The sequence below is a fragment of the Streptomyces sp. DH12 genome, assembly GCF_020873895.1.
GTDB lineage: Bacteria > Actinomycetota > Actinomycetes > Streptomycetales > Streptomycetaceae > Streptomyces.
Map to the genome: position 1 here is coordinate 1 of NZ_JAHWGT010000019.1, position 21243 is coordinate 21243.

21 protein-coding genes are annotated in these 21243 nt (G+C 75.6%); 11 read left to right on the top strand and 10 right to left on the bottom strand.

Annotated elements, in window-relative coordinates; translation table 11 throughout:
• Positions 1–106 precede the first annotated feature (106 nt).
• Positions 107–1051, top strand: coding sequence for a helix-turn-helix transcriptional regulator (locus tag LPA54_RS18640; protein WP_228979178.1), 945 nt, complete (start codon positions 107–109; stop codon positions 1049–1051).
• 388 nt (positions 1052–1439) lie between these two features.
• On the top strand, positions 1440–2993 hold the full coding sequence (locus LPA54_RS18645; RefSeq protein ID WP_228979180.1) for a cellulose binding domain-containing protein: 1554 nt from the start codon (positions 1440–1442) through the stop codon (positions 2991–2993).
• A 119-nt stretch (positions 2994–3112) separates the two neighbouring features.
• Here the strand turns inward: LPA54_RS18645 and LPA54_RS18650 are convergent, their stop codons facing one another.
• Positions 3113–4870, bottom strand: coding sequence for a VanW family protein (locus LPA54_RS18650; RefSeq protein WP_228979183.1), 1758 nt, complete (start codon positions 4868–4870; stop codon positions 3113–3115).
• 450 nt (positions 4871–5320) lie between these two features.
• Between LPA54_RS18650 and LPA54_RS18655 the strand changes: the two genes are divergently transcribed.
• Positions 5321–6043: an alpha/beta hydrolase gene (locus LPA54_RS18655; protein ID WP_228979185.1), complete on the top strand. Its 723-nt coding sequence runs from the start codon at positions 5321–5323 to the stop codon at positions 6041–6043.
• Positions 6044–6110: 67 nt separating this feature from the next.
• Here LPA54_RS18655 and LPA54_RS18660 read toward each other — a convergent pair whose 3' ends face one another.
• The 3 genes from LPA54_RS18660 to LPA54_RS18670 are packed head-to-tail and all read right to left on the bottom strand — an operon-like array spanning position 6111 to position 7983.
• On the bottom strand, positions 6111–6302 hold the full coding sequence (locus LPA54_RS18660; RefSeq protein WP_228979186.1) for a hypothetical protein: 192 nt from the start codon (positions 6300–6302) through the stop codon (positions 6111–6113).
• A 41-nt stretch (positions 6303–6343) separates the two neighbouring features.
• The gene (locus LPA54_RS18665; protein ID WP_228979187.1) at positions 6344–7513 is read right to left on the bottom strand and encodes a zinc-dependent alcohol dehydrogenase; all 1170 of its coding nucleotides are present in this window, start codon (positions 7511–7513) and stop codon (positions 6344–6346) included.
• Complete coding sequence (locus tag LPA54_RS18670; RefSeq protein ID WP_228979188.1) at positions 7510–7983, bottom strand: hypothetical protein; 474 nt, start codon at positions 7981–7983, stop codon at positions 7510–7512. The genes LPA54_RS18665 and LPA54_RS18670 overlap by 4 nt, the downstream gene beginning before the upstream one ends.
• A 260-nt stretch (positions 7984–8243) precedes the next feature.
• Here LPA54_RS18670 and LPA54_RS18675 point away from each other — a divergent pair, with 260 nt between their 5' ends.
• Positions 8244–9203: a hypothetical protein gene (locus LPA54_RS18675; protein ID WP_228979189.1), complete on the top strand. Its 960-nt coding sequence runs from the start codon at positions 8244–8246 to the stop codon at positions 9201–9203.
• 79 nt (positions 9204–9282) lie between these two features.
• Positions 9283–10638, top strand: coding sequence for an APC family permease (locus LPA54_RS18680; RefSeq protein ID WP_228979191.1), 1356 nt, complete (start codon positions 9283–9285; stop codon positions 10636–10638).
• Positions 10639–10884: 246 nt separating this feature from the next.
• Here the strand turns inward: LPA54_RS18680 and LPA54_RS18685 are convergent, their stop codons facing one another.
• Genes LPA54_RS18685 through LPA54_RS18695 form a run of 3 tightly spaced genes read right to left on the bottom strand, consistent with a single transcriptional unit; the run spans position 10885 to position 12754 of the window.
• Positions 10885–11559, bottom strand: coding sequence for a DUF3618 domain-containing protein (locus LPA54_RS18685; protein WP_228979193.1), 675 nt, complete (start codon positions 11557–11559; stop codon positions 10885–10887).
• Positions 11535–11981 carry a phage holin family protein gene (locus tag LPA54_RS18690; protein ID WP_228979195.1) on the bottom strand — a complete coding sequence of 149 codons (447 nt, stop codon included), beginning with the start codon at positions 11979–11981 and terminating at the stop codon, positions 11535–11537. Before LPA54_RS18690 ends, LPA54_RS18685 begins: the two co-directional genes overlap by 25 nt.
• The gene (locus LPA54_RS18695; RefSeq protein WP_228979198.1) at positions 11978–12754 is read right to left on the bottom strand and encodes a hypothetical protein; all 777 of its coding nucleotides are present in this window, start codon (positions 12752–12754) and stop codon (positions 11978–11980) included. Before LPA54_RS18695 ends, LPA54_RS18690 begins: the two co-directional genes overlap by 4 nt.
• 315 nt (positions 12755–13069) lie before the next feature.
• Between LPA54_RS18695 and LPA54_RS18700 the strand changes: the two genes are divergently transcribed.
• Together LPA54_RS18700 and LPA54_RS18705 are read left to right on the top strand one after the other, a co-directional pair.
• On the top strand, positions 13070–13498 hold the full coding sequence (locus LPA54_RS18700) for a DUF4383 domain-containing protein (protein WP_228979201.1): 429 nt from the start codon (positions 13070–13072) through the stop codon (positions 13496–13498).
• A gap of 16 nt (positions 13499–13514) precedes the next feature.
• Positions 13515–14210 (top strand): hemerythrin domain-containing protein, encoded by a 696-nt coding sequence (locus tag LPA54_RS18705; protein WP_228979203.1) that lies wholly within the window; start codon positions 13515–13517, stop codon positions 14208–14210.
• Positions 14211–14392: 182 nt separating this feature from the next.
• Here the strand turns inward: LPA54_RS18705 and LPA54_RS18710 are convergent, their stop codons facing one another.
• Complete coding sequence (locus LPA54_RS18710) at positions 14393–14884, bottom strand: DUF5709 domain-containing protein (RefSeq protein WP_228979205.1); 492 nt, start codon at positions 14882–14884, stop codon at positions 14393–14395.
• A 222-nt stretch (positions 14885–15106) separates the two neighbouring features.
• On the opposite strand from LPA54_RS18710, the gene LPA54_RS18715 reads away from it, so the two are divergent.
• The 4 genes from LPA54_RS18715 to LPA54_RS18730 all read left to right on the top strand — a co-directional run bounded on the left by LPA54_RS18715 (position 15107) and on the right by LPA54_RS18730 (position 18227).
• On the top strand, positions 15107–15544 hold the full coding sequence (locus tag LPA54_RS18715) for a VOC family protein (RefSeq protein WP_228979207.1): 438 nt from the start codon (positions 15107–15109) through the stop codon (positions 15542–15544).
• A gap of 87 nt (positions 15545–15631) precedes the next feature.
• Positions 15632–17071 carry a diacylglycerol kinase family protein gene (locus tag LPA54_RS18720; RefSeq protein WP_228979209.1) on the top strand — a complete coding sequence of 480 codons (1440 nt, stop codon included), beginning with the start codon at positions 15632–15634 and terminating at the stop codon, positions 17069–17071.
• A gap of 142 nt (positions 17072–17213) precedes the next feature.
• Entirely contained in the window at positions 17214–17441 is a 228-nt protein-coding gene (locus LPA54_RS18725) for a DUF2945 domain-containing protein (protein WP_228979211.1), read from the top strand.
• Between the two features lie 99 nt (positions 17442–17540).
• Positions 17541–18227, top strand: a complete 687-nt coding sequence (locus LPA54_RS18730; RefSeq protein ID WP_228979213.1) for a hypothetical protein — start codon at positions 17541–17543, stop codon at positions 18225–18227.
• Positions 18228–18315: 88 nt separating this feature from the next.
• Here LPA54_RS18730 and lepB read toward each other — a convergent pair whose 3' ends face one another.
• Together lepB and asnB are read right to left on the bottom strand one after the other, a co-directional pair.
• Entirely contained in the window at positions 18316–19155 is an 840-nt protein-coding gene (lepB, locus tag LPA54_RS18735; protein WP_228979216.1) for a signal peptidase I, read from the bottom strand.
• 186 nt (positions 19156–19341) lie between these two features.
• Entirely contained in the window at positions 19342–21168 is a 1827-nt protein-coding gene (gene asnB, locus LPA54_RS18740; protein ID WP_228979218.1) for an asparagine synthase (glutamine-hydrolyzing), read from the bottom strand.
• Positions 21169–21243 lie beyond the last annotated feature (75 nt).

Sequence of the window (21243 nt, forward strand, 5' to 3'; positions counted from 1 at the left end):
CCCCGGCGGGCCGCGGCGCGACCCCGTACGACCCGCACCCGCACCGCACCCGCACCGCACCCGCTCACCCCCCCCCCGCCACCACGGCCCCGCTCGTGAAGGTCACATGCCGCACCTCTCCGCCGACGATCCCCCCGAAGCCCCGGCAACCTTCGACGCGGCGCTCCGGCAAGCCATCCGCCGGCGCGGCCTGCCGCTGCAACGCGTGTGCGACCGGCTCGCCGAGCGCGGCATACGGATCAGCCCCGCCACGCTCAGCCACTGGCAGCGCGGGCGGAGCCTGCCGGAACGCCCGCAGTCCCTGCGGGCGGTGCGGAAGCTGGAGGAGATCCTGGCCGTACCGCACGGCCATCTCGTCGGACTGCTGCAACCCCACCGGCCCCGGGGGAGGGCGCGCACCAGGGGGCAGGACGTCGCCGTCTCGCGCCGCGTGTTCGCCCCCGGCTCCGAGGTGGAACGAGCCCTCGGCGACGCGTTCGCGCTCTTCAACCGGGACATCGCCCCCGTCTCCGTCCACGAGGCGGTGCGGGTGGCCGAGGACCGCTGCGTCCGCCACCTGTCGGTGACGCAGGTGCTCCGCGCCGTCTGCGACGGCCCCGACCGGTTGACCCTGGTGCACCAGGTCGACGAGGGCGTGCCGCCGGACGTCGACATCACCGTCCACTGCGGCAGCCTCGGCGCGGTGCGGACGGAGGAGTCCCTGCGGTGCGTCGTCGCGGACATCCTGCTGGGCCGCCCGCTGAGGCGGGGCGAGACCGCCGTCGTCCGCTACGAGGTGGACTTCCGGTCCGGCCCCGCCGCCAGTTCCTTCTACGAACGCCGGGTGCGTACGAACCTGCGCGAGTACCTGCTCCACGTCTCCTTCGCCCCGGGGGCGGTTCCGGCGTCCTGCCACAAGTACTACCGGCGCCGCACCGACGCGCCGAGGGAGCAGGTCACCCGGCTCGTCGTCGACGCGTCGCGGACCGCCCACCTGTACCCCGCCAAGTGCACCCCCGGGGTCCACGGCCTGCACTGGGCGTGGCCGTCGGCTCAGGACGGCGCCGGCTGAGCGGCATCCGGCCGCTCCTCCCCACGCGGCGCCGGCGTCCGGCGCCCGGGGCCCGGCGCGCTGGGTCCGGCCGCCCGCCGCCCGGCCGCCCCCTCGGGCCGGTGAGCGGCGGCGTGTCAGGTCAGGTGCGCGGCGGGGCCCCGGGCGCCTGCCCGGGTGGGTCGGCGGGGAGCGCCGCCGTCGCGACGGCGGCGGACAGCCGGCTCCCCGGGCCCCCGCCCCCGGAATTGGTCCAGACCTATTGACCGGATTGGTTCATACCAATAGCCTCCATGGCGTGTGAGTGTCATGGCACGGCCAAGCAGGTCCCCGCATGCCTCGAACGACGGACGGCCGCACGCGCGGGCGCGCCGCCCGCCCCCCGCAACCGACACTCGAGGGAGACGCCTTGAGATCCCCCACCGTCAGAAGTCCGTGGACACGGGCCACGGCGCTGCTCGCCTGCCTGGTCCTCCCGCTCGCCGCCATGGTCGGCCTGGCCGCGCCGGCGCAAGCCGCCGACGCGCAGGCGACCTACCGCATGACCCAGGACTGGGGCGGCGGTTTCACCGGGCAGTGGACCGTCAGGAACACCGGGACCACCGCCGTCAACGGCTGGACGGTCTCCTGGGACTTCCCCGCCGGCACCACCGTCACCTCCGCCTGGGACGCCGCCGTCACCGGCTCCGGCACCCGCTGGACGGCGCGCAACACCTCCTACAACGGCACCCTCGCCCCCGGCGCCGCCGTCTCCTTCGGCTTCAACGGCAGCGGCGGCGGCGGCGCCACCGCCACCGGCTGCACGCTCAACGGCGCCCCCTGCGACGGCTCCGGCGCCCCGGACGACTCCCCGCCGTCCGCACCCGGCACCCCCACCGCGGGAACCGTCACCGACACCGCGGTGAGCCTCACCTGGACGGCCGCCACCGACGACAAGGGCGTCAAGGACTACGACGTCTACCGCGGGGCCACCAGGGTCGCCACGGTCGCCGCCACCGCGTACACCGACACCGGCCTCACGCCCGGCACCACGTACGCCTACAGCGTCCGCGCCCGCGACACCGCCGGCCAGGTCGGCCCCGCCGGCGGCACGAGGACCGTCACCACCACCGGCGGCACCGGCGGCAGCCGCTTCGTCCAGGCCGCCCCGTACCTCTACCTCGGCTGGGGCAACCCGCCCGACGCCACCGAGGTGATGAAGGCCACCGGCACCAAGTGGTTCACCATGGCGTTCATCCTCGCCCGGAACGGCTGCAACCCGGCCTGGGACAGCCAGCGCCCCCTCACCGGCGGTATCGACGAGTCCACCATCAAGGCGATCCGCGCGGCCGGCGGCGACATCGTCCCGTCCATCGGCGGCTGGAGCGGCAACAAGCTCGGCCCCAACTGCTCCACCCCCGAGGCCCTGGCCGGCGCCTACCAGAAGGTGATCGACGCCTACGGCCTGAAGGCGATCGACGTCGACATCGAGAACACCGACGAGTTCGAGAATGCCGCGGTCCAGGACCGCATCCTCACCGCGCTGAGGATCGTCAAGCGGAACAACCCCGGCCTGCGGACGATCCTCACCTTCCCCACCCTGGTCAGCGGCCCCAACTCCTGGGGCGACCGCCTCATCGAGCGGGCCCACGCCCTCGACGCGGACATCGACAACTTCACCATCATGCCGTTCAACTTCGGCGGCGGCGCCGACATGTACGGCAGCACCGTCAAGGCCACCGAGGGCCTGAAGAACAAGCTCACGTCCGTCTTCGGCTGGACCGACGCGCAGGCGTACGCACACATCGGCATCTCCGGCATGAACGGCAGCAGCGACACCGGTGAGATCACCACGCCGCTGATCTGGACCCGGATCCGGGACTGGGCGAACGCCCACGACATCGGCCGCCTGGCCTTCTGGTCGGTCAACCGGGACCGCCCGAACTGGGAGTTCACCGCCATCACCGCCGGCTTCACCGGCTGACGGGCGGACACACCACCCCCCACGCGGCACCCCCGGCCCACGCCGGGGGTGCCGCTCCCGTCGTCGCTCCCGTCCCCGTCCCCGGGGCGGCGTCGCGGGCCGGTGCCGCCGGCCCCGCGTCAGCGGCCCCGGGGCGCCGGGGGCGTGGTGCTCGGTGCCGGCCGGTCCTCCGCCGGCCGGCAGACGACCTCGTCCCGCGGGGTGTAACGCGTGTGGAACGGCTCGCGCCCGACCTCCCGGCCACCCCGGTGGAACACCCGGTCCACGGTCACGTCGAAGCCCTCCAGCGGGGTCTGCGGCACGCACGCCTCACCGGTGCCGACCTTCTTCGCCGGCTGCTGCACACGGGTGCGCGGCCCCTTCACCGCCGTCACCTCGTCGTACTTCCTCGTCCCGAGGAAGGTGACGGTCACGGAGGTGTCCGTGGCCTGGGCGCGGATGGCCATCGCGTGCCCGGAGTCGTTGCGGAACCGGAGGTCGAGGTGGCCCCACGCGACCGTCGCCTCGCGGCCCTCCGGGTAGCGCTCGATGTAGAACGAGTGCGCGCCGTACTCGACGGGGTCCAGCCCGGCGAAGAACACCGCGTTGAAGACGGTGGTGGCCACCGTGGAGACGCCGCCCCCGGCCGCCTTGGTGTACTTGCCGTCGAGGATGATGACGCCCTCCGTGAAGCCGTTGGCCTCGGTGCGCTCGCCGACGGTCCGGTTGAGGCTCCACGTCTCGCCCGGCAGCACCACCGAGCCGTCGATGAGTTCCACGGCCCGGCCGATGTTCTTCGTGCGGTACGCCGCCCGTTCGAAGCCCACGGTGAAGGAGGACATCTCCTCCTTCAGGCCCAGGCGGGAGGCGTTCTCGCGGGTCACCGCCGGCTGCGTGACCTGCGCCGGCAGCTCCCCGGTACGGGCCTCGGCGCCCGACCGGGACAGCAGGGGCAGGACCGCCCCGCTCAGCGCCCCGGGCGTCACCCGCCGGCCGACCTTGGCGTCTGCGGCCACGACGACCCGCTCGCCCTCCAGCCGCAGGACGGCGTTCTCGGCGGGGCCGGTGACGGCGGAGAGCGGGCGGGCCACCTCCGGGGCGGCCAGCAGCCCCTTGCCGTCGAGCCGGGGGACCAGCCGGCCGGCGGGGTCCGGCCGCATCTCCAGGTGCGCCCCGACGACGGTCGGGCTGATCGTGACGCGCTCACCGCCCAGGGTCAGCGTGACCGGCCCCGACATGGCCGGGCGGGCGAACTCGCGCATCCCGCGCCGGGTCTCCTCCGCGGTCACCTTCGGGTCGGTCCGCCGGCTCGGCAGCACCGTCGCCGGTCCGGCCTTCTCCGCGGGGAACGCGTCCCGCAGCGGGGCGAGCGCGGCGTCGACGTCCAGGGCGTACCCGGTACGGGCGGGGACCTCCCGGGCCTTCCCGTCGGCGAAGACCACCGCGCCGTCGCGCACCGTCCGGTCCAGCGAGCCGGCCAGGGCGGTCAGGGCCCCGCGGGCCTCGTCCTCGTCGACCCGCACCACCGGGTCGACCTGCCGGCCCGTGCGGAAGAGCCCGCCGATCACCGCGACCGGATCGGCGCCGGAGCGCGCGACCCGGTCGACGGAGCGGGGCACGTCGAAGGAGAGGCCGGCCCGGCGCGGGTCCACCACGGCGTCGCGGTCGCCGACCCGCACGTCCAGGGGGCGTGCGGCGGGTGCCGCGAGGTGGGCCTCCACCTTGCGGACGGCCTCCGCCCGGGTGAGCCCCCCGACCTCCACCCCGCCGATCGTGGTCCCGGCGTCGATCTCGCCGCCGGTGAGGAGCAGGCCGGCGGCGTACAGACCGCCGAGGCCCACGGCGAGCGCACCGCCGGTCCAGGCGGCGGGCCGTACGGGGTGTATCGGGCGGCGCATGGGTCTCCCTGGGGATCGGTGGCGGCGCGTGTGCGGTGACGGCGGGGGAGGGGAGTGGAGAGGGGGCGAGGGGGAGGGATGGTGACGGCTGGCTCCGTCAGGCAAGTCGCCCAAAGTAACAACAACCGGTCCCGCGCGGTATGCCCTGGATCACGCCGTTCCGGCTGGAAATCGCCTCCCGCGCCCGTCGTCTGCGCCTGCTCCTGGCCCCCGCCTCGCCCCTCGCCCCCTTGCGCCACCCCGTTGTCCGCCCGGTCCGTAGCGGCGTAAGCGCCCGCTCCGTACACACCGCGCCCCGTGCGCCCGGGGCGGGGCGCCGTCCGCACCCGGACCCCGCCCGACCTCCCGCCCGGCCGCCGGTACGGGGGGGGCGGCACCCCCGGGACGGGTGGGCACCGGCGGCCCCGGTAGGGTCCGCCCGGACGGGGAGCGACGACGGCGGGAGGACCCATGGCGGACGGCGCGCCGACCGGTGACGGCGGCGAAGGGCGGCTCGTGGTCCGGCGCGCGCCGAGGGACGCGGCCGCGGCGGTGCTGTTCCTGCACGGCGGGCGGGCCGACGCGCTCGACGCGCCGCGCCCGCTCGACCCGCCCGCCCTGCGCCTGCGCCCCTTCGCCTCGGCCGTCCTGCGCGCCACGCGCGGGGACGCCGTGGCCGTCGCCGGCGTGCGCTACCGCCACCGCGGCTGGAACGGCTCCCGCGAGGACGCCCTGCACGACGCCCGCCGCGCCCTGGCCGAGCTGCACCGGCACGCCGGCCCGGTACCCGTCGTGCTCGTCGGGCACTCCATGGGGGGCCGGGCCGCGCTGCGCCTGGCGGGCGACCGGCACGTGCGGGGCGTCGTCGCCCTCGCCCCCTGGTGCCCGCCCGGCGAACCGGTGGCCCACCTGCGCGGACGGCACGTCGTCGTCCTCCACGACGAACGGGACCGCGTCACCGCCGCCCGCGGCTCCTGGGAGCTGGTGCGCCGGTCACGGGAGGCCGGCGCCCACGCGGTCGGCGTCTCGATGCCCCGTGGCGGGCACGCCATGCTGGGCGACGCCGCCGCCTGGCACCGCCTCACCACCGCGGCGGCGCTCGCCATGCTCGGCCTGGGCCCCGACCCCGACGGCCTCCTGCGCCCGGACCCCGCCGGGGAGGTACCCGTCCCGGCCGGCCGGCTCCCGCGCTGAGCACGCCGCACACGGCCCGGCCCGGTCCGCTTCGGGCGGGCCGGGCCGGGCCGTGTGTGTGCGTGCGTCACGCCGAGGGGCCCACGTCCAGGTCCTCCGGAGCGCCCTCGGTCGGGGCGCCGGCCTCCCGTGCCGCGCTTGCGTCCCGCTCCCGGGCGGGCTCCCCGAGCCGCTCCTCCTCCGGGGTGACGCCCTCCTCACCGGGGACCCGCTCCCGGGGCGCCGCCTTCTCGTCCCGCGACTTCTCAGGCTGGTTCACGACGGACTCCTCTGGTCGTACGGGCGCCTTCCGACGGCGCCTCACGGGCGGATGACGGCGCGGACGCAGCCGTCGGTCTTCTTCTTGAACAGGTCGTACGCCGTCGGCGCCTCATCGAGCGACACGGTGTGCGTGGCCAGGTGCGCCGTCTCCAGCTCCCCGGCGGCCAAGCGGTCCAGCAGCATCGGGATGTACCGCTGGCCGTGCATCTGCGCGCCCCGCACGGTGAGCCCCTTGTTGACGACCGCGCCGAGCGGGAACTTGTCGACCGCGCCCGCGAACACGCCGAGGACGAAAACGGTCCCCGCCTTCCGGCAGGCGTGGATCGCCTCCCGGACGGCGGTGGGCCGGTCGGTCTGGAGCCGCAGCTGCTGCTTCGCCTGGTCGTACACGTGCATCGGCCCGGTGCTGTGGGCCTCCATGCCGACCGCCTCGATGCACACGTCCGGGCCGCGGCCGCCGGTGCGCTCGCGCAGCTCCGCGGCGACGTCGGTGGAGGAGTAGTCGATCGTCTCCGCGCCGACGTACCGCTCCGCCATGGCCAGCCGCTCGGGGAAGCGGTCGATGGAGATGACGCGTTCGGCGCCCAGCAGGGCCGCCGCCTTGGCCGCCATCTGCCCGACGGCGCCGCACCCCCACACCGCCACCACGTCACCCGGCTTCACCCCGCCGAGGTGGGCGCCCATCCACCCGGTGGGCACGGAGTCCGACACGAACAGGGCGCTCACGTCGTCGACGGCGTCGGGTACGGGGAAGGCCCCGTAGTCGGCGAACGGGACGCGCACGTACTCGGCGTGGCTGCCGCGCAGGCCGCCCATGGCGTGCGAGTAGCCGAAGATGCCGGCCGACTCGTAGCCGAACATGGCCTGTCCGATCCCGGGGTTGGTGTTGGTGTTGTCGCACAGCGACCACAGGTCGTTGGCGCAGTACCAGCACCGGCCGCAGCCGACGAACGAGCAGACGACGACCCGGTCGCCCACCTTGTGGCGCCGCACCCCGGGCCCCGTCTCCACGACCTCGCCGACGAACTCGTGGCCGATGACGTCGCCGGCCCGCATCGCCGGGATGTACCCGCCGATGAGGTGCAGGTCCGACCCGCACGTCGTCCCTGCGACGAGCCGGACGATCATGTCCTGGTCGTTGCGCAGCTCCGGGTCCGGGACCTGCTCCACCGACAGCTTGTTCACGCCTTCCCAGCACAGCGCCTTCACAGCACTCCCTCCCCGCCCGACCTGCGCGTCACCAGCCCGACGAGGCGTCCGCCCGGGGTGTCCCGCGTGGTGGGCGGCGCGTCGGGCTCCAGCACCTCACCCGCCTCCAGCAGCGCCTTCGCGTCGCGCAGCGCCCGGCGCACGTCCTGGCGCGGGTCGTCGCCGGCGAGCCTCGCCAGGGGCGACGCGGCCGCGGGCGGCGTGCCCCCGCGCGGTCGTGCGGCCAGCTCCGTGCCCCGCCCGCCGGGGGCCGGGCGGGTACGTACCTCGATCCGGTCCGCGTACCGCCGCAGGGGCTCGGGCGGGTCGTCCGGGTCGATCTCGTCGGGCGGCCGGTTGACGGTGACCGTCAGCCACCGGTCACCTCCTTCCGGCCGCTCCGCCGACCGGGCGGTCGCCCGGCGCCACAGCGCCACCGTGCCGGCGGTGACGGCCGTGGCGGCGAGGAGCCGGTGCCTGGTACTGCTCATGCGTTGCCTCCAGGGCGGTAGCCGGGGGACGCGCGGGCCGCGGCCGGAACGCCGGCGGGGCCGCGGCCGCGTCGGGCGCGCGTCGTCTCGCCGCGTCGGGTACCCCCGTTCGCCGGTGCGCAACGAGCGCCGGGCACCGGGACGGCGTACGGCCGCCGCGCGGACACGGGCGCGGGCGGGCCCGCCGGCACCGGGACGGCGCGCCGACGCCCGCCGATACCATGCGGAGATTCGATCGGGCGGTACGACGGGGGCGGGACATGAGCGCGAGCGGCTACGGCGGGGCCGGCCACCAGGGCCCACCGAACGGCGACGGGCCGTACGGGGGGTGGCCCGGCAATCCACCGGCACCACCGGTCCCGCCCGTCCCACCGCAGGGCCACGGCCACCCGTACCCGCCCCCCTACCCGCGGCCGTACGCGCCGGTCCCGCCGCACGGGCACCCCCACCCGCCGCTCCCTCCGGCGCGGTCCAGCCGGGCCGGGCGGCTCGCGCGGCTCGTCTACAACCCGCTGTACGCCGCGCAGCGGGCCTTCCGCCCCTCCCGCCCGGGCATCGTCGAGGACCGAACGGTCCGCAGGCTCCAGCTGTGGCGGTCCCTCCTCGGCGCCACCGCCTGGCTGGCCCTGACGCTCACCTACTCCGCCGTGACCAGCGCGCAGGACGCGGGCAAGGTCGCCGGGGACCGCCTGGACCAGAGCTGGACCAGCGCCCTCGTCCTGGCCTGCACCTTCCCCGTCGTGGTCGCCGCGTTCGTGTTCGCCGCCCGGGGCGGTGCGCGCCGCGTCTACCTGCGGCGCGCCCTGCGCCCGCTCGGCGCGATCCTCGCCCTGATGGCCTCCATGGCCACGTTCCCCCTCGCCATGGCCCCCGAGACCCAGGGCATCCGGGACGCCGTCGGCCTGCCGGGCAAGATCGTCATGGGCGTGCTCTGCCTGTGGTCGCTGGGCTTCGCCGTGTACGGCATCGGGCTGTCCCTCGTCCACGTCTTCCGCACCGCCGACGTCCACGAACTCCTCGCGCCGGTCCTCGCCACCACGCTCGTGTGGGAGATGGCCGTCCTCGACCTGGCGACCGGCGCCTACAGCCGGATCCCGCCGGGCGTCAGGCTGGTGTTCGTCCTGGGCGCCCCGGTCACGGTGACGGCCCTGTCCTGCTGGGAGGTGTACCGGCTGCGCCACCACCACGGCATGTCCGTACGCCGGGCCCTGCGCCCCTGACCGGGGCCGGGATCGGGGCCGGTCGAGACGGCGGTCCGTGACCCGCGTGGCGGGAGTGGCTCCGGGGAACACGGCACCCATGTCCACCACCCATGACCACGGGCAGCCGCTCGAACGCGCCCTGACCACCCCCCTGCTCTACTTCTTCATCCTGGGTGACGTCCTCGGCGCCGGGGTCTACGTCCTGATCGGCCAGGTGGCCGCCGACTCGGGCGGCGCCGTCTGGGTGCCGCTCGCCGCCGCCCTGGGCCTGGCCCTGCTCACCGCCGCCTCGTACGCCGAACTCGCGACCAAGTACCCGAGGGCGGGCGGCGCGTCCCACTACGTCACCCGCGCCTACGGGCCCTTCGCCGGCTTCGTCGCCGGGTTCTGCATGCTCGCCGCGGGGATCGTCTCCGTCGCGGCGCTCGCCCGGGGATTCGCCGGCGACTACCTCTCCGCCTTCGCCACCGTGCCCGTCGCGGTCGTCGCCGTACTGTTCCTGGCCGCCCTCGCCCTGCTCAACGCCCGCGGCATCCGCGAGTCCACCCGCGCCAACGTCGTCGCCACGCTCATCGAGGTGGGCGGGCTGGCGATCATCGTCGTCCTCGGCGCGTGGCTCCTGCTGCGCGGCGACGGCGACCCGGGCCGGCTCACCCGGCTCGGCGCGGGCGGGCAGGGCGCGGTGGCGTCCGTGCTGAGCGGCGCGGTCCTCGCCTACTACTCCTTCGTCGGCTTCGAGACGTCCGTCAACGTCGCCGAGGAGACCCGCGACCCCCGCCGCTCCTACCCGCGCGCCCTCTTCGGCGCGCTCGCCACGGCCGGTGCCGTGTACGTCCTGGTCGGGGTCGCCGCCTCGGCCGCCGTGCCGACCGACACGCTGGCGACGTCCAGCGGCCCCCTGCTCGAAGTGGTCAGGGCGGCGGGCGGCGTACCGGTGTGGCTGTTCAGCGCCATCGCCCTGGTCGCCGTCGCCAACGGCGCGCTGCTCACCGGGATCATGTCCTCGCGCCTCGCGTACGGCATGGCCCGGGACGGGCTGCTGCCCTCCGCGCTCGGCAGGGTCCTGCCCGGCCGGCGCACGCCGTGGGTGGCCATCGCGGTCACCACCGCCCTGTCGATGCTGCTGGCGCTCACGGGCGGCGTCGCCACCCTCGCCTCCACGCTGGTGCTGCTCCTGCTGGTGGTCTTCTTCCTGGTGAACACCGCCGTCCTGGTCCTGCGCCGCGACCCCGGCACACCGGGCCACTTCCGGGCGCCCGCCGTCCTCCCCGTCCTCGGCGCCCTCTCGTGCGTCGTCCTCGCCACCCGCATCGAGGGCGAGGTGTGGGCGCGGGGCCTGCTCGTGCTCGCCGTGGGCGTCGTCCTCGGCGCGTCCGCCGCCCGCCGGCGCGCGTCGCGACCCGCGGAGCCGGTCCACGACGACACCGTGGACGGGGCGACGCGGCAGGGCTGACCCGGAGCGGGCGGCCCGACGGCCACGGCCGGTCCGGGGGCCGGCGGCCCCGACCCGGGGCGTTCCCGCGGGACGCCGTCGAGCCCGCTGCCCCGGGGCGCGAACCCCTCCCCGGGAAGGACGCGGGCCCCCTCCCCCGGAGACGATCCGGGGGAGGGGGCCCGAGCGAGCGGAAGGGTGCGGTGCCGGGGGTCACCCGCCGGCACCGCACCCTTCCCCGTGACGCGGTCGGTCCCCGTGACGCGATCAGCGCCCCGACTGGTCGCGTACCTCGGCGACCGTGTCCTGGCCCGCCTGGCGCAGCCCCTGGGCGGTGTCCTGCCCGGCCGTCTGCGCCTGCTCCTTGGTGGTGCCCACGGCGTCCTGCGCCGTCGACTTCACGGACTCCACGGCCTGAGTGACGGGCTCGCGCAGCTCCTCCTTGACCTCCTGGGCGGCCTGCACGGCCTGCTGCTTCACCGGCCCCAGCAGCTCGTCGGAGTGGTCGCGCAGCTGCTGCCCGGCGCGTTCCTCGGCGCTCGTGGTCGGCAGGAGCGCCGCGGCGAGCATGCCGGCGCCGAAGGCGATGAGACCCGCGGCGAGCGGGCTGCCCTGCGTCTGCCGCCGGGCCTGCTCGGGGGCCTGCTGGATCGCTTCGCCCGCCCGGCTCGTCGTCTCCTGCACGGACCGCGCGACGCTGCCCGCCGTCTGGCCGGCGCTGTCGGCGATCCCGTGTGCGGACTCCGCCATGCCGCCGGCGGTGTCGCGGGTCGTGCCCATCACACGCTCCTTCACTCCGGTGAACCGGTCGCGGGCCGAGCCCGCCTTGCGCCGTACGACCCTGCCCGGGGTCACCTTGTCGGCCAGCAGGTCCACGCTGCGGGCCAGGTGGGCCCGGCGGTACTCGACGTCGGTCCTCAGTTCCTGGGGTGTCGCGCCCATCGGGCGTCCTCCTTAAGGCTCTCCATGGTCTGCTCGGGCTTGAGGTTGACGGTGCGCAGCCGCTTGCGGCCGGTGGTGTACAGCACCGCTCCCACCACGGCCCACAGCGCGGTGACGATCAGGGCGGCCCACGCCAGGTCCATCACGTTGCCCAGGGCGAAGACCAGCGTGAGACTGCCCATCAGCAGCACGAGGTGGCCCGCGTAGCCGGCGCCGCCGAGCATGCCCATGGCCTTGCCGGCCTTGGTGGACTCCTCCTTGATCTCGGCCTTCGCCAGCTCGATCTCGTCGCGCACCAGCTGCGACACGTCAGCGCTGATGTCGCTGATCAGGTCGCCGATCGAGGTGTCGCCCGCGGTGGCCGGCGGCGGCTGGAGGTCGCGGACGCGCAACCGGTCGTCGTGCTCGTACAGCGCGGTCATCGCAGGCCCCCCTCACCCGGGTACGGCGTGCTCGGGGAGGACGGCGGTGCCGGGGGCACGACGGGCGGGGCCACGGGCGGCGGGGCGGGAGTGGTCGGCGTGGGCGGTACCGGCGGCGACGCGGCCGGCGTCCCCAGGCCGCCGCCGCCGGCCGGCGCCGGCGGGTAGGCGGGCGGCATCTCCTGCACGACCCCGGACGACCCGGTGGTGCCCGTCGGCCCGGACGTGCCCGGCGACCCGCCGGAGCCGGACGAACCGGAGCCCGGCGAACCGGCGGCGCTGACGCCCTTGCCGGCACGCGCGACGACGAAGCCGGCCAGCGCCGCTCCGGCGAGGAACACCCCCGGCCGGCGCCGGGCGAAGTCCCGCAGGTCGGTGACGAGCCCGTCGGGGCCGCGCTCCTCCAGACGGGAGGCGACTTGGTGCCCGCCGTCGGATATCTGCCGCACCACGCCGCCGACGCCCGAGTCGGGCTTGCCGTGGTCGCTCATCTCGCGCAACTCGTCCGCGAGCCGGCGCACGTTCTCGGCGAGCCGCCGCGTCTGCGTGTTCGCCTGCTCCTGGAGCTGGTCCCGCAGTTCACCGACGACATCGCGCGCCTGCGCCGTGGCCTCGTGAGCGACACCGGCAGCCTGTTCCTTCGCGGTGCCGGCCACCTCCGCGGCCTTGTCGCCGACCATCCCGGCGCTCTCGACCGCCTTGTCCTGCGCCGTACGCGCTGCCGCGCGGGGCGCACTGTCCTCACGGCGCCCTGGCTCTTCGAAGCCGCTCATGAATCCTCCCGAAATGGAATGGATTGGGTTGCGTTCCACCTCCGCGTACCCGCATCTGGCCGAGCCATCGGTACGAACTGCCACCGGTTCGCCGTACCGGGCGCGAACCCGCCCCGCGGAAGGACCCGAAGCGCCCCGGCGAGCGGCGCCGGCACGGCCGGCGGAGGCGGAAGCGGAATCCGCGCGGGGGCAGGCGGCCTAGCCGCGTCCGCCGTGGGTAATCGGCGAGGTGACCTGTACGCCGGGCGGCGCCGCGACCCCGCGGGGCCCCGGTAGAGAGGTGGTTCGATCATGATGGCTACGCACCGTGCGCCGATGACGGCTCGCTCCCGCGTCCAGCAGGCCGCGCTCCTGGTGGGAGCCGTGTTCCTGCTGGTCGGCATCCTGGGGTTCATCCCCGGCGTCACCACGGACTACGACTCGCTCAAGTTCGCCGAGCACGACTCCACGGCGAAGCTGCTGGGCGTCTTCCAGGTGTCGATCCTGCACAACATCGTGCACCTGCTGTTCGGCGTCGCCGGCATCGCCATGGCCCGCGCCGCCTCCACCGCCCGCACGTACCTCATCGGCGGAGGGGTGGTCTACCTGGTGCTGTGGCTGTACGGGCTGATCATCGACCACGACAGCAGCGCCAACTTCATCCCGGTGAACAACGCCGACAACTGGCTGCACCTGGTGCTCGGCCTCGGCATGATCGCCCTGGGTGTCGCCCTGACCCGCCGTACCCACCCCGACACACGATGACCGAGGTGACCCGTCCGTGAATCCGTCGATCGCGCGGCAGAGCGTCGAGCAACTGGGAGGCGAGGCCAGCGTCCTGGCGCGACAGCGCCGGGACCACGCCGCTCTCGAACAGCTGATGCGTCGGTACGAGTCGGGCGGGGGACCGCCCGCCGAGCGGCAGCGCGTCCTGCGCGACCTCGTCCAACTCACCTTCAGCCACGCCTTCGCCGAGGAGACCGTCCTGTGGCCCGCGCTGCGCCGCCTCGCCCCCGACGGCGAGGCGCTGACCGCACGGGTGGAGGACGAGCACCAGCGGATCAACGACCTCGTCACCGAGATGGAGCGGATCGGCGCCGACGACCCGCGCCACGACGAGCTCGCCGCCGAGGCGTTCGCCCTGATCCGCCAGGACATCCGGGACGAGGAGGACCTCCTCCTGCCCCGCCTGCAGGAGCACCTCGACCGGGCCCGGCTGCGCCGACTGGGCTCGGCCTGGGAGACCGTTCGCCGCACCGCCCCCACCCGCCCGCACCCCGCCGTACCGCGCAGGCCCCCGGGCAACGCGCTCCTCGGCGTACCGCTGAGCGCCTTCGACCGGGCGAGGGACCTGCTGCCCGCGGGCGTCGGCTCCCCTGCCGGCAGGAGGGCCGCGGCGGCACTGGCCTGCCTGGCCGCCGCCTGGACCCTCACCCGCGCGACGCGCCGCGTCCGCCGAGCACGGCCGCTCCGCTGAGCACGGCCGCCGCGCGCGCCACGACGACCTGAGTGAGGGCACGCGCGACACGACCTGAGCACAACGGCGGCCCGGGCACGCGCCCGGGGCCGCCACGCACTCCCCGTGCGTGGCGGCCCCGGGCGTCAGGCGTACGCGCTCACGCTCCGCGCGTACCGGCCGGTGCGCGGTCCGTCGGTCCGTCAGCGGGTCCGGCCGTCGTCCGGCTCCACGGCCGGACCGTCCTCCACGACGTGCATCGCGGCCTCCTCGGCGCCGGCGGCGCCCCCGTCGATGCCCTGGTCCTCCGCGACGAGCTCCTTGGTGGTGTCCGTGCGGGCACCCTCGTCGGGTGCCGTGAGCCTGCCGGCGCGCGCTCCGCCCGCCTCCGGGTCGACCGGCTCGCCCTCGCCCCCCGGCAGGTCCCCCACCCCGTCGCCGGGCTGCGGCGCCACGTCGGGGACCTCCTGCTCCAGGCGCTGGTCCAGCGTCTCGCCCTCGTGCTGCTCGGCCGCCGTGGTGCCGTGCTTGGTGACGCCGAGCGGCCGCTCCGGGGGCGAGTAGCCCTCGTCCAGGATGTCGTCGTACGTCCGCTCGTCCACAGCGTCCTGGAGGTCGAGCGGCGCACCGTCCTCCTGCTCCTCGTTGGTACCGGTGGGCTGGTAGACGTCGTCCGCCATCTGGTCGTCACCCATGTCGCCTCCTCTTGCTCGGGTCGGGCAGCGGTGTGCCCGCGTCACCCGGGTTTCCTCGAAAGGCCAGATCAACCCCGTTCCGGAAGGGGCCGGCGGTGCGGCCGTACGGCATCCGGGTGGCCGGGACGCCCGGCGGCGGGCGGGCGGCGGGCCATGGGCCGCCGCCGGCTGACGGGGCGGGCTCGTGGAGTCGGCGCAGGCGCCCGCTCCTATGATGGGCCGATGGCGTCGATCAAGCACTTCCAAGTCACCTTCGACTGCGCGGAACCGGAGCGGGTCGCTCGTTTCTGGGCCGAGGTGCTGGGGTACACCGCACCGCCCCCACCCGAGGGGTTCGCCACGTGGGACGACTTCGACCGCGCCCTGCCCGCCGGGTACCGGGGTCCCGCGTTCGCCTCCTGCGCCGATCCCTCGGGCGTGGGCCCGCGACTGTTCTTCCAGCGCGTTCCCGAAGGCAAGGTCGTCAAGAACCGGGTGCACCTCGACGTGCGGGTCGGCACCGGGCTCGTGGGGGAGGAGCGCGTGGCCGCGCTGGAGGCCGAATGCGCCCGGCTGGTCGCGCTCGGCGCGGTGCGCGTGCGCCTGCTGCGTGCCGACGGCGTCAACGAGTCCTGCCTCGTGATGCAGGACGTCGAAGGCAACGAGTTCTGTCTCGACTGAGTGGCCGGCACGGCGCCCGGCCCGAGTCGACCGGGCGGTCCGCCCGTCACACGGGTCGACGTTCCGGGACCGTGACGAGGAGGGTGCATGAGCGTCGGGTGGGACGCGTACGGGCGGGCCGGGCGCGCACAGCGGTGGTCGGCGCGCCTCGCGCTGGCCGCCGCCGCTTCGGCGGTGCTGCTGCCCCTGCTCCAGGGCGGTCTCGGCGGGATCCTGCTGCTGCTCTGCGCGGCGGCCGCCACCGCCGTGGGGGCCGCCGCCGTCTGGTGGACGCTGACGACGCGCGGGCCGGTACGCGCGGGCGCCGCGGCGCTCGCGGTGGCCGCCCCGCTCGCCGTCGTCGGCCTGTTCGCGGCGGCCGGCATGCTGCGGACGGTCGTCGTGTGCCTCGCCCTGTGGTCGCTGGCCGTCTGGGCCGGGCGGTACGCGCTGCGCAGCACCGGCCTGCGACCGCCCCGGGTCCGGGAACACCGGACACCGCCGCCCCGCCGGCCCGTCGTCTTCATGAACCCGCGCTCGGGCGGCGGCAAGGTGGAGCGGTTGGGGCTCCAGGCGGTGGCCGAGCGGCTCGGGGCCCGCGTCGTGCTGCTCGACCGCGAACGGCACCACGACGTCGCCGCGTCGGCGCGCGAAGCGGTCACACAGGGAGCCGACCTGCTGGGCGTCGCGGGCGGTGACGGCACTCAGGCGCTGGTGGCGGGCGTGGCCGCCGAGCACGGTGTGCCGCTCCTGGTCGTCCCGGCGGGGACCCGCAACCACTTCGCGATGGACCTCGGCCTGGACCGCGACGACCCGGCGGCCGCCCTGGACGCGCTCCGCGACGGCGTCGAGTTGCGCGTCGATCTCGGCTTCGCCGGCGAACGGCCCTTCGTCAACAACGTCTCCTTCGGCGTCTACGCGGCGGTCGTGCAGAGCCCCGCGTACCGCGACGACAAGGTCGGCACCCTCCTCGGCATGCTGCCCGACCTGCTCGCCGGGCAGGGCGGCCAGCGGCTCACCGCCCGCGCGGGCGACACCCTCCTGACCGACCCGCAGGCGCTCCTCGTCAGCAACAACCCCTACCGCCGGGACGACCCGTTCGGCCTGGGCCGCCGCGAACGCCTGGACTCAGGGACGCTCGGCGTGCTCGGTGTGCGGGTGGACGGACCCGTCGCGGCCGCCGGACTGCTGCTGGACCCGCAGGCCAACGGCATCACGGTGACCACCGCCCGGGAGGTCGTCGTGCGCGCCGGGAGCCAGGAGCCCACGGCCGGGGAGGGGCCCGCGCCCGGCGCCGCGCCCGGCGACGGCCCGGTGGCCGGCGCCGCCTCCTCGATCGAGGTGGGCATCGACGGGGAGGCCCTGGTGCTGCCCTCGCCGGTACGCTGCCGCACCGCGCCCGGCGTGCTGCGGGTGCGCGTACCGCGTCACCGGCCCGGGGTCCCCGAGGCCCGGCCCCCGCTCGACTGGCGGCGCCTGCGCAAGCTCGCCGCCGCGGTGGGCCGCACCGCGGTCACCGGACGCCCCGACTCCGCCTCGCGGCGGTGACGGGCCCACACCCTGCCGCGCCCGCCTGATCCGACCGCCCCTGCCGCGGCCGTCCGGGGTGCGGGCGCCCAGGGAGCGTCGGAAGCTGGGGAGCGCGGGCCCGGCGCGGGCCCGCGCCGGCGCACCCGCGGAAGGAAGACCCATGGCGAAGGACGACGACCTGAGCAAGGGCGACGAGGTCACCTGGCGCAGCCACGGACAGACCGTCCCCGGCAAGGTCAAGAAGAAGATCACCAAGCGCACCGAGGCGTCGGGCCGCACCGTCGACGCCTCGAAGGACGACCCGCAGTACGAGGTGGAGAGCGAGAAGTCCGGCCGCACCGCGGTGCACCGCCCCGACTCCCTGCACAAGAAGCGCCGCGGGTCCTGACGCGGACGCGCCGGGGGCCGGCGCGCAACCGCGCCGCTCCCGACGGCGTCCCTGGTGGGGCCCGCCGCCTCGGCGGGCCCCACCACCGGGAGGACCGAGATGAACCGGACGCGCGTCCTGCGAGCATGCTCCGCGGCCGCCACCGTACTGACCCTGCTGGCGCTGACGGGCTGCCAGGACGAACCGCGTCCGGCGAGCGACGCCCCCCGCCGCCCGTCAGCCGCGACACCCCCCGCCCCGGGGCCTCCCGCGAACTCCTCGCCCGCCACGGCACCCCCGCCCTCCGCGGCCTCCGCCTCCTCGCCCATGGCGGGAAACGGCCGGCGCTCCCTCGTCGACGCGCGTGTGGCGGGCGGCCTGCACAAGCTGACCGGCGAGGGGGCCCTGCGCGACGTCCCCGTCGACCCGGGGGAGATGCGGGACGGCATGACGCTGGTCGCCGGCCACTACCGCGCCCCCGGCGAGCAGGGCCCACCCGTCCTCTTCGAGGGAGTCGACGGCGTGCCCGAGGACACCGCCGTCCGTCGCGAGCACCTGTTCAGGGGCGCGCTGGAGCACATCCGTCGGGACCCGGAGCCGGGGCAGCCCACCGCAGAACCGGTCGACCCGGGCCCGTCCGGCGGCTCCGTCGAGTGCCTGCTCGCCTCCCTCGGCGAGGACGGCGACGTCGTCTGCGGCTGGGCGGACGAGGGCACCGCCGCGGTGGCCGTCTTCCACGGCAGCACCCCCGCCGCGGCCGGGAAGCTCTTCGTCCGGATGCGCGCCGACCTGCAACGGCACGGCTGACCGACGGCCGGCCCCACCCGGCGCGGACCTCACGGCCCGCGTCCACCTGAGAGGACGTCAGCCAGGCGGGGCGTCAGCGCTCGCGGAGTCAGCCGCGTGGGGAGTCCGGGCCGGTGAACGTGTCGGGTATCGGGAGGGGCGCCCAGCGGGAGACGGGCCAGGCGACGGCGAAGGCCCGGCCCACCACGTTCTCCACGGGGACGAAACCACCGCCCGGCTGGTGCGCGTGGGCGCGCGAGTCCCGGGAGTCGTCGCGGTGGTCACCCATCACCCACAGCTGCCCGGCGGGCACGGTGACCGTGCCGACGGGTGCGTCGTCACACGGCGTGGCGCCCGGGTGGAGGTACGGCTCGTCGAGCGCGGCGCCGTTGACCCGGAGCGGCCGGCCGCGCTCGCACGTCACGGTGTCACCCGCCACCGCCATCACCCGCTTGATGAGGTTCCGCTCGTCCGGCGGGGCGGTCAGCCCGACGAAGCCCAGGGCCGTGCGCACCCCGTGCATCAGGGCGCCGTCCGCCTCCGCCGGCTCCTTCGGGAGCCACCCGCCGGGATCGCGGAACACCACGACCTCCCCCCGCCGCGGGGTCCAGCCGAACCACGGGGTGAACTTGTCCACCAGGACCCGGTCGTCCTCCCGCAGGGTGTTCTCCATCGACCCCGACGGGATGGAGAAGGGCTGCACCCCGAACGTCTTGATCCCGAACGCGAGGAGAAGGGCGATACCGATCAGGACCGGCAGTTCCCTCCACCACGGCCGCCGCGGCCCGCCCCCGCGCCGCCACCGCCGGCCGGGCGGGGCGTCCGCAGCCGCCCCGCCGGACTCGCCTCCGGTACCGCCCCCGTCCCGTCCGGTACCGCTGTCGCCGTGTGCGACGTCCGTGCCCCCGCCACCGTCGTCCGCTGCCTTCTCGTCCTCGGCTCTGGTCATCGCCGCCCCCGTCCCGTCGTCTCCCGGGGGCCGCGACGGGCCCTCCGCCCTCTCCACGTCCCAGGTCGAACGGGAGTTCCCCGCCGCCCCGCCGACCACTCCGACGGGTGAGGGCCGGGGCTCCTCACGGCCGTGGCCGCCCCCGGGGAGGGAGGGCGCGGCCACGGCCGGGTACCGGGGAACCGCTCAGAGGGAGAGCTCGGGCTTGTAGTGGTCCAGCCACAGCGCGAGGTCGACGACCCGCTCCAGGCGCAGGCGGTGGCCCCACTCCAACTGCTCGGCCGGGGTGTCGAGGCACGGCTTGACGAGCCGCTCGTCGGCCAGCGTGCGCACCTGCTCCAGGGACATCGCGTCGCGGGCCATGGCCTGCAGCCCGCGGTTGTAGTCCGGGTGGTGGGTGGCCGGGTAGTGGTTCTTCGGCCGGTACAGCACCGAGTCCGGCGCGTACCCGGCGCCCGCCGCCCTGAGCAGGCTCTTCTCCCGGCCGTCGAAGCTCTTCAGCGACCAGGGGGTGGTGAACGCGTACTCCACGAGGCGGTGGTCGCAGTACGGGACGCGCACCTCCAGCCCCTGCGCCATGCTCAGCCGGTCCTTGCGGTGCAGGAGCTGGCGCAGCCACCGCGTGAGCGACACGTGCTGCATGACGCGCTGGCGGTGCTCGGCCGGCGTCTCGTCGTCGAGGTGGGGGACGGCGTCCAGGGCGGCGCGGTAGGTGTTCTCACGGAACTCGGTGAGACCCAGGCGGAGTTCGGGGTTCATCGGCATCGCGGCCTCGTCCCCGGTGACCAGCAGCCAGGGGAAGGTCTCCGCGGCGAGCGCCTTCGGGTTGTGGAACCACGGGTAGCCGCCGAAGACCTCGTCGGCCGCCTCGCCGGAGAGGGCCACGGTCGAGTGCTTGCGGATCTCGCCGAAGAGCAGGTACAGCGAGGTGTCCATGTCGCCCACGCCGATCGGCGAGTCCCGGGCCACGACGACGGCCTTGCGGTGCTCGGGGTCGAGGAGGGCGCGCGGGTCGAGGATGACGGTGCTGTGGTCGGTCCCGATGAACTCGCCCGCCTCGTTGGCGAACGGGGTGTCGTGCCCGGTGCGCAGCACGTCGCCGGTGAACTCCTGCGCCTGGTCGCTGTAGTCGACCGCGTACGAGCGGATGCGGGCGTCCTCGCCCTCGCGCCGGCGCAGCTCGTCGGCGAGGAGGCCGGTGAGGACGGTGGAGTCCAGGCCGCCGGACATCAGGCTGCACAGGGGGACGTCGGCCTCCAGCTGGCTGCGGGCGGCCGCGCCGACCAGCTCGCGCACCCGCTCGACGGTGGCGTCCTGGTCGTCGCCGTGCGGGCGGGCCCGCAGCTCCCAGTAGCGGCGCTCGCGGACGCCGTCCCGGTCCAGGACGAGCACCCCGCCCGGCTCGACCTCCCGGACGCCGGACCACACGGTCGGACCGGTGTTGAACAGCAGGCTGTACGCCTCCCGCAGGCCGTCCGCGTCGACACGGGGCCGGATCTCCGGGTGGGCGAAGAGGGCCTTGGGCTCGGACCCGAAGGCCAGGCCCCCGTCGACGGCGGCCCAGAACAGCGGCTTGACGCCGAGCCGGTCGCGCACCAGCACCAGCCGCTGCCGGCGCTCGTCCCAGATGCCGAAGGCGAACATGCCCTCCAGGTGGTCCGCCATCCCCTCGCCCCACTGGGCGTAGGCGCGGAGCACCACCTCGGTGTCGCTGCGGGTGTGGAAGGCGTGGCCGAGGCCGCGCAGCTCCGCCCGGAGTTCGTGGTGGTTGTACACCTCACCGCTGTAGGTGAGGACGGTGGTCGGGTCCTGCGGCCGGTCCAGCATCGGCTGGACGCCGCCGGTGAGGTCGATGACGGCCAGGCGGCGGTGTCCGATGGCGGCGTGCTCGCCGACCCACACCCCGCCGGCGTCGGGGCCGCGAGGGGTGAGGGTGGCGGTCATGGCGTCGATGACGGGCTTCTCGCGTCGGGCGTCGCCGTGGAAGGAGACGTAGCCGGTGATTCCGCACATGGGGGGTGACTCCTGGTTCGGGGGACGTTCTGCGGTACGGGCCGGATCGGGACATCGGGACGGGACGTCGGGACG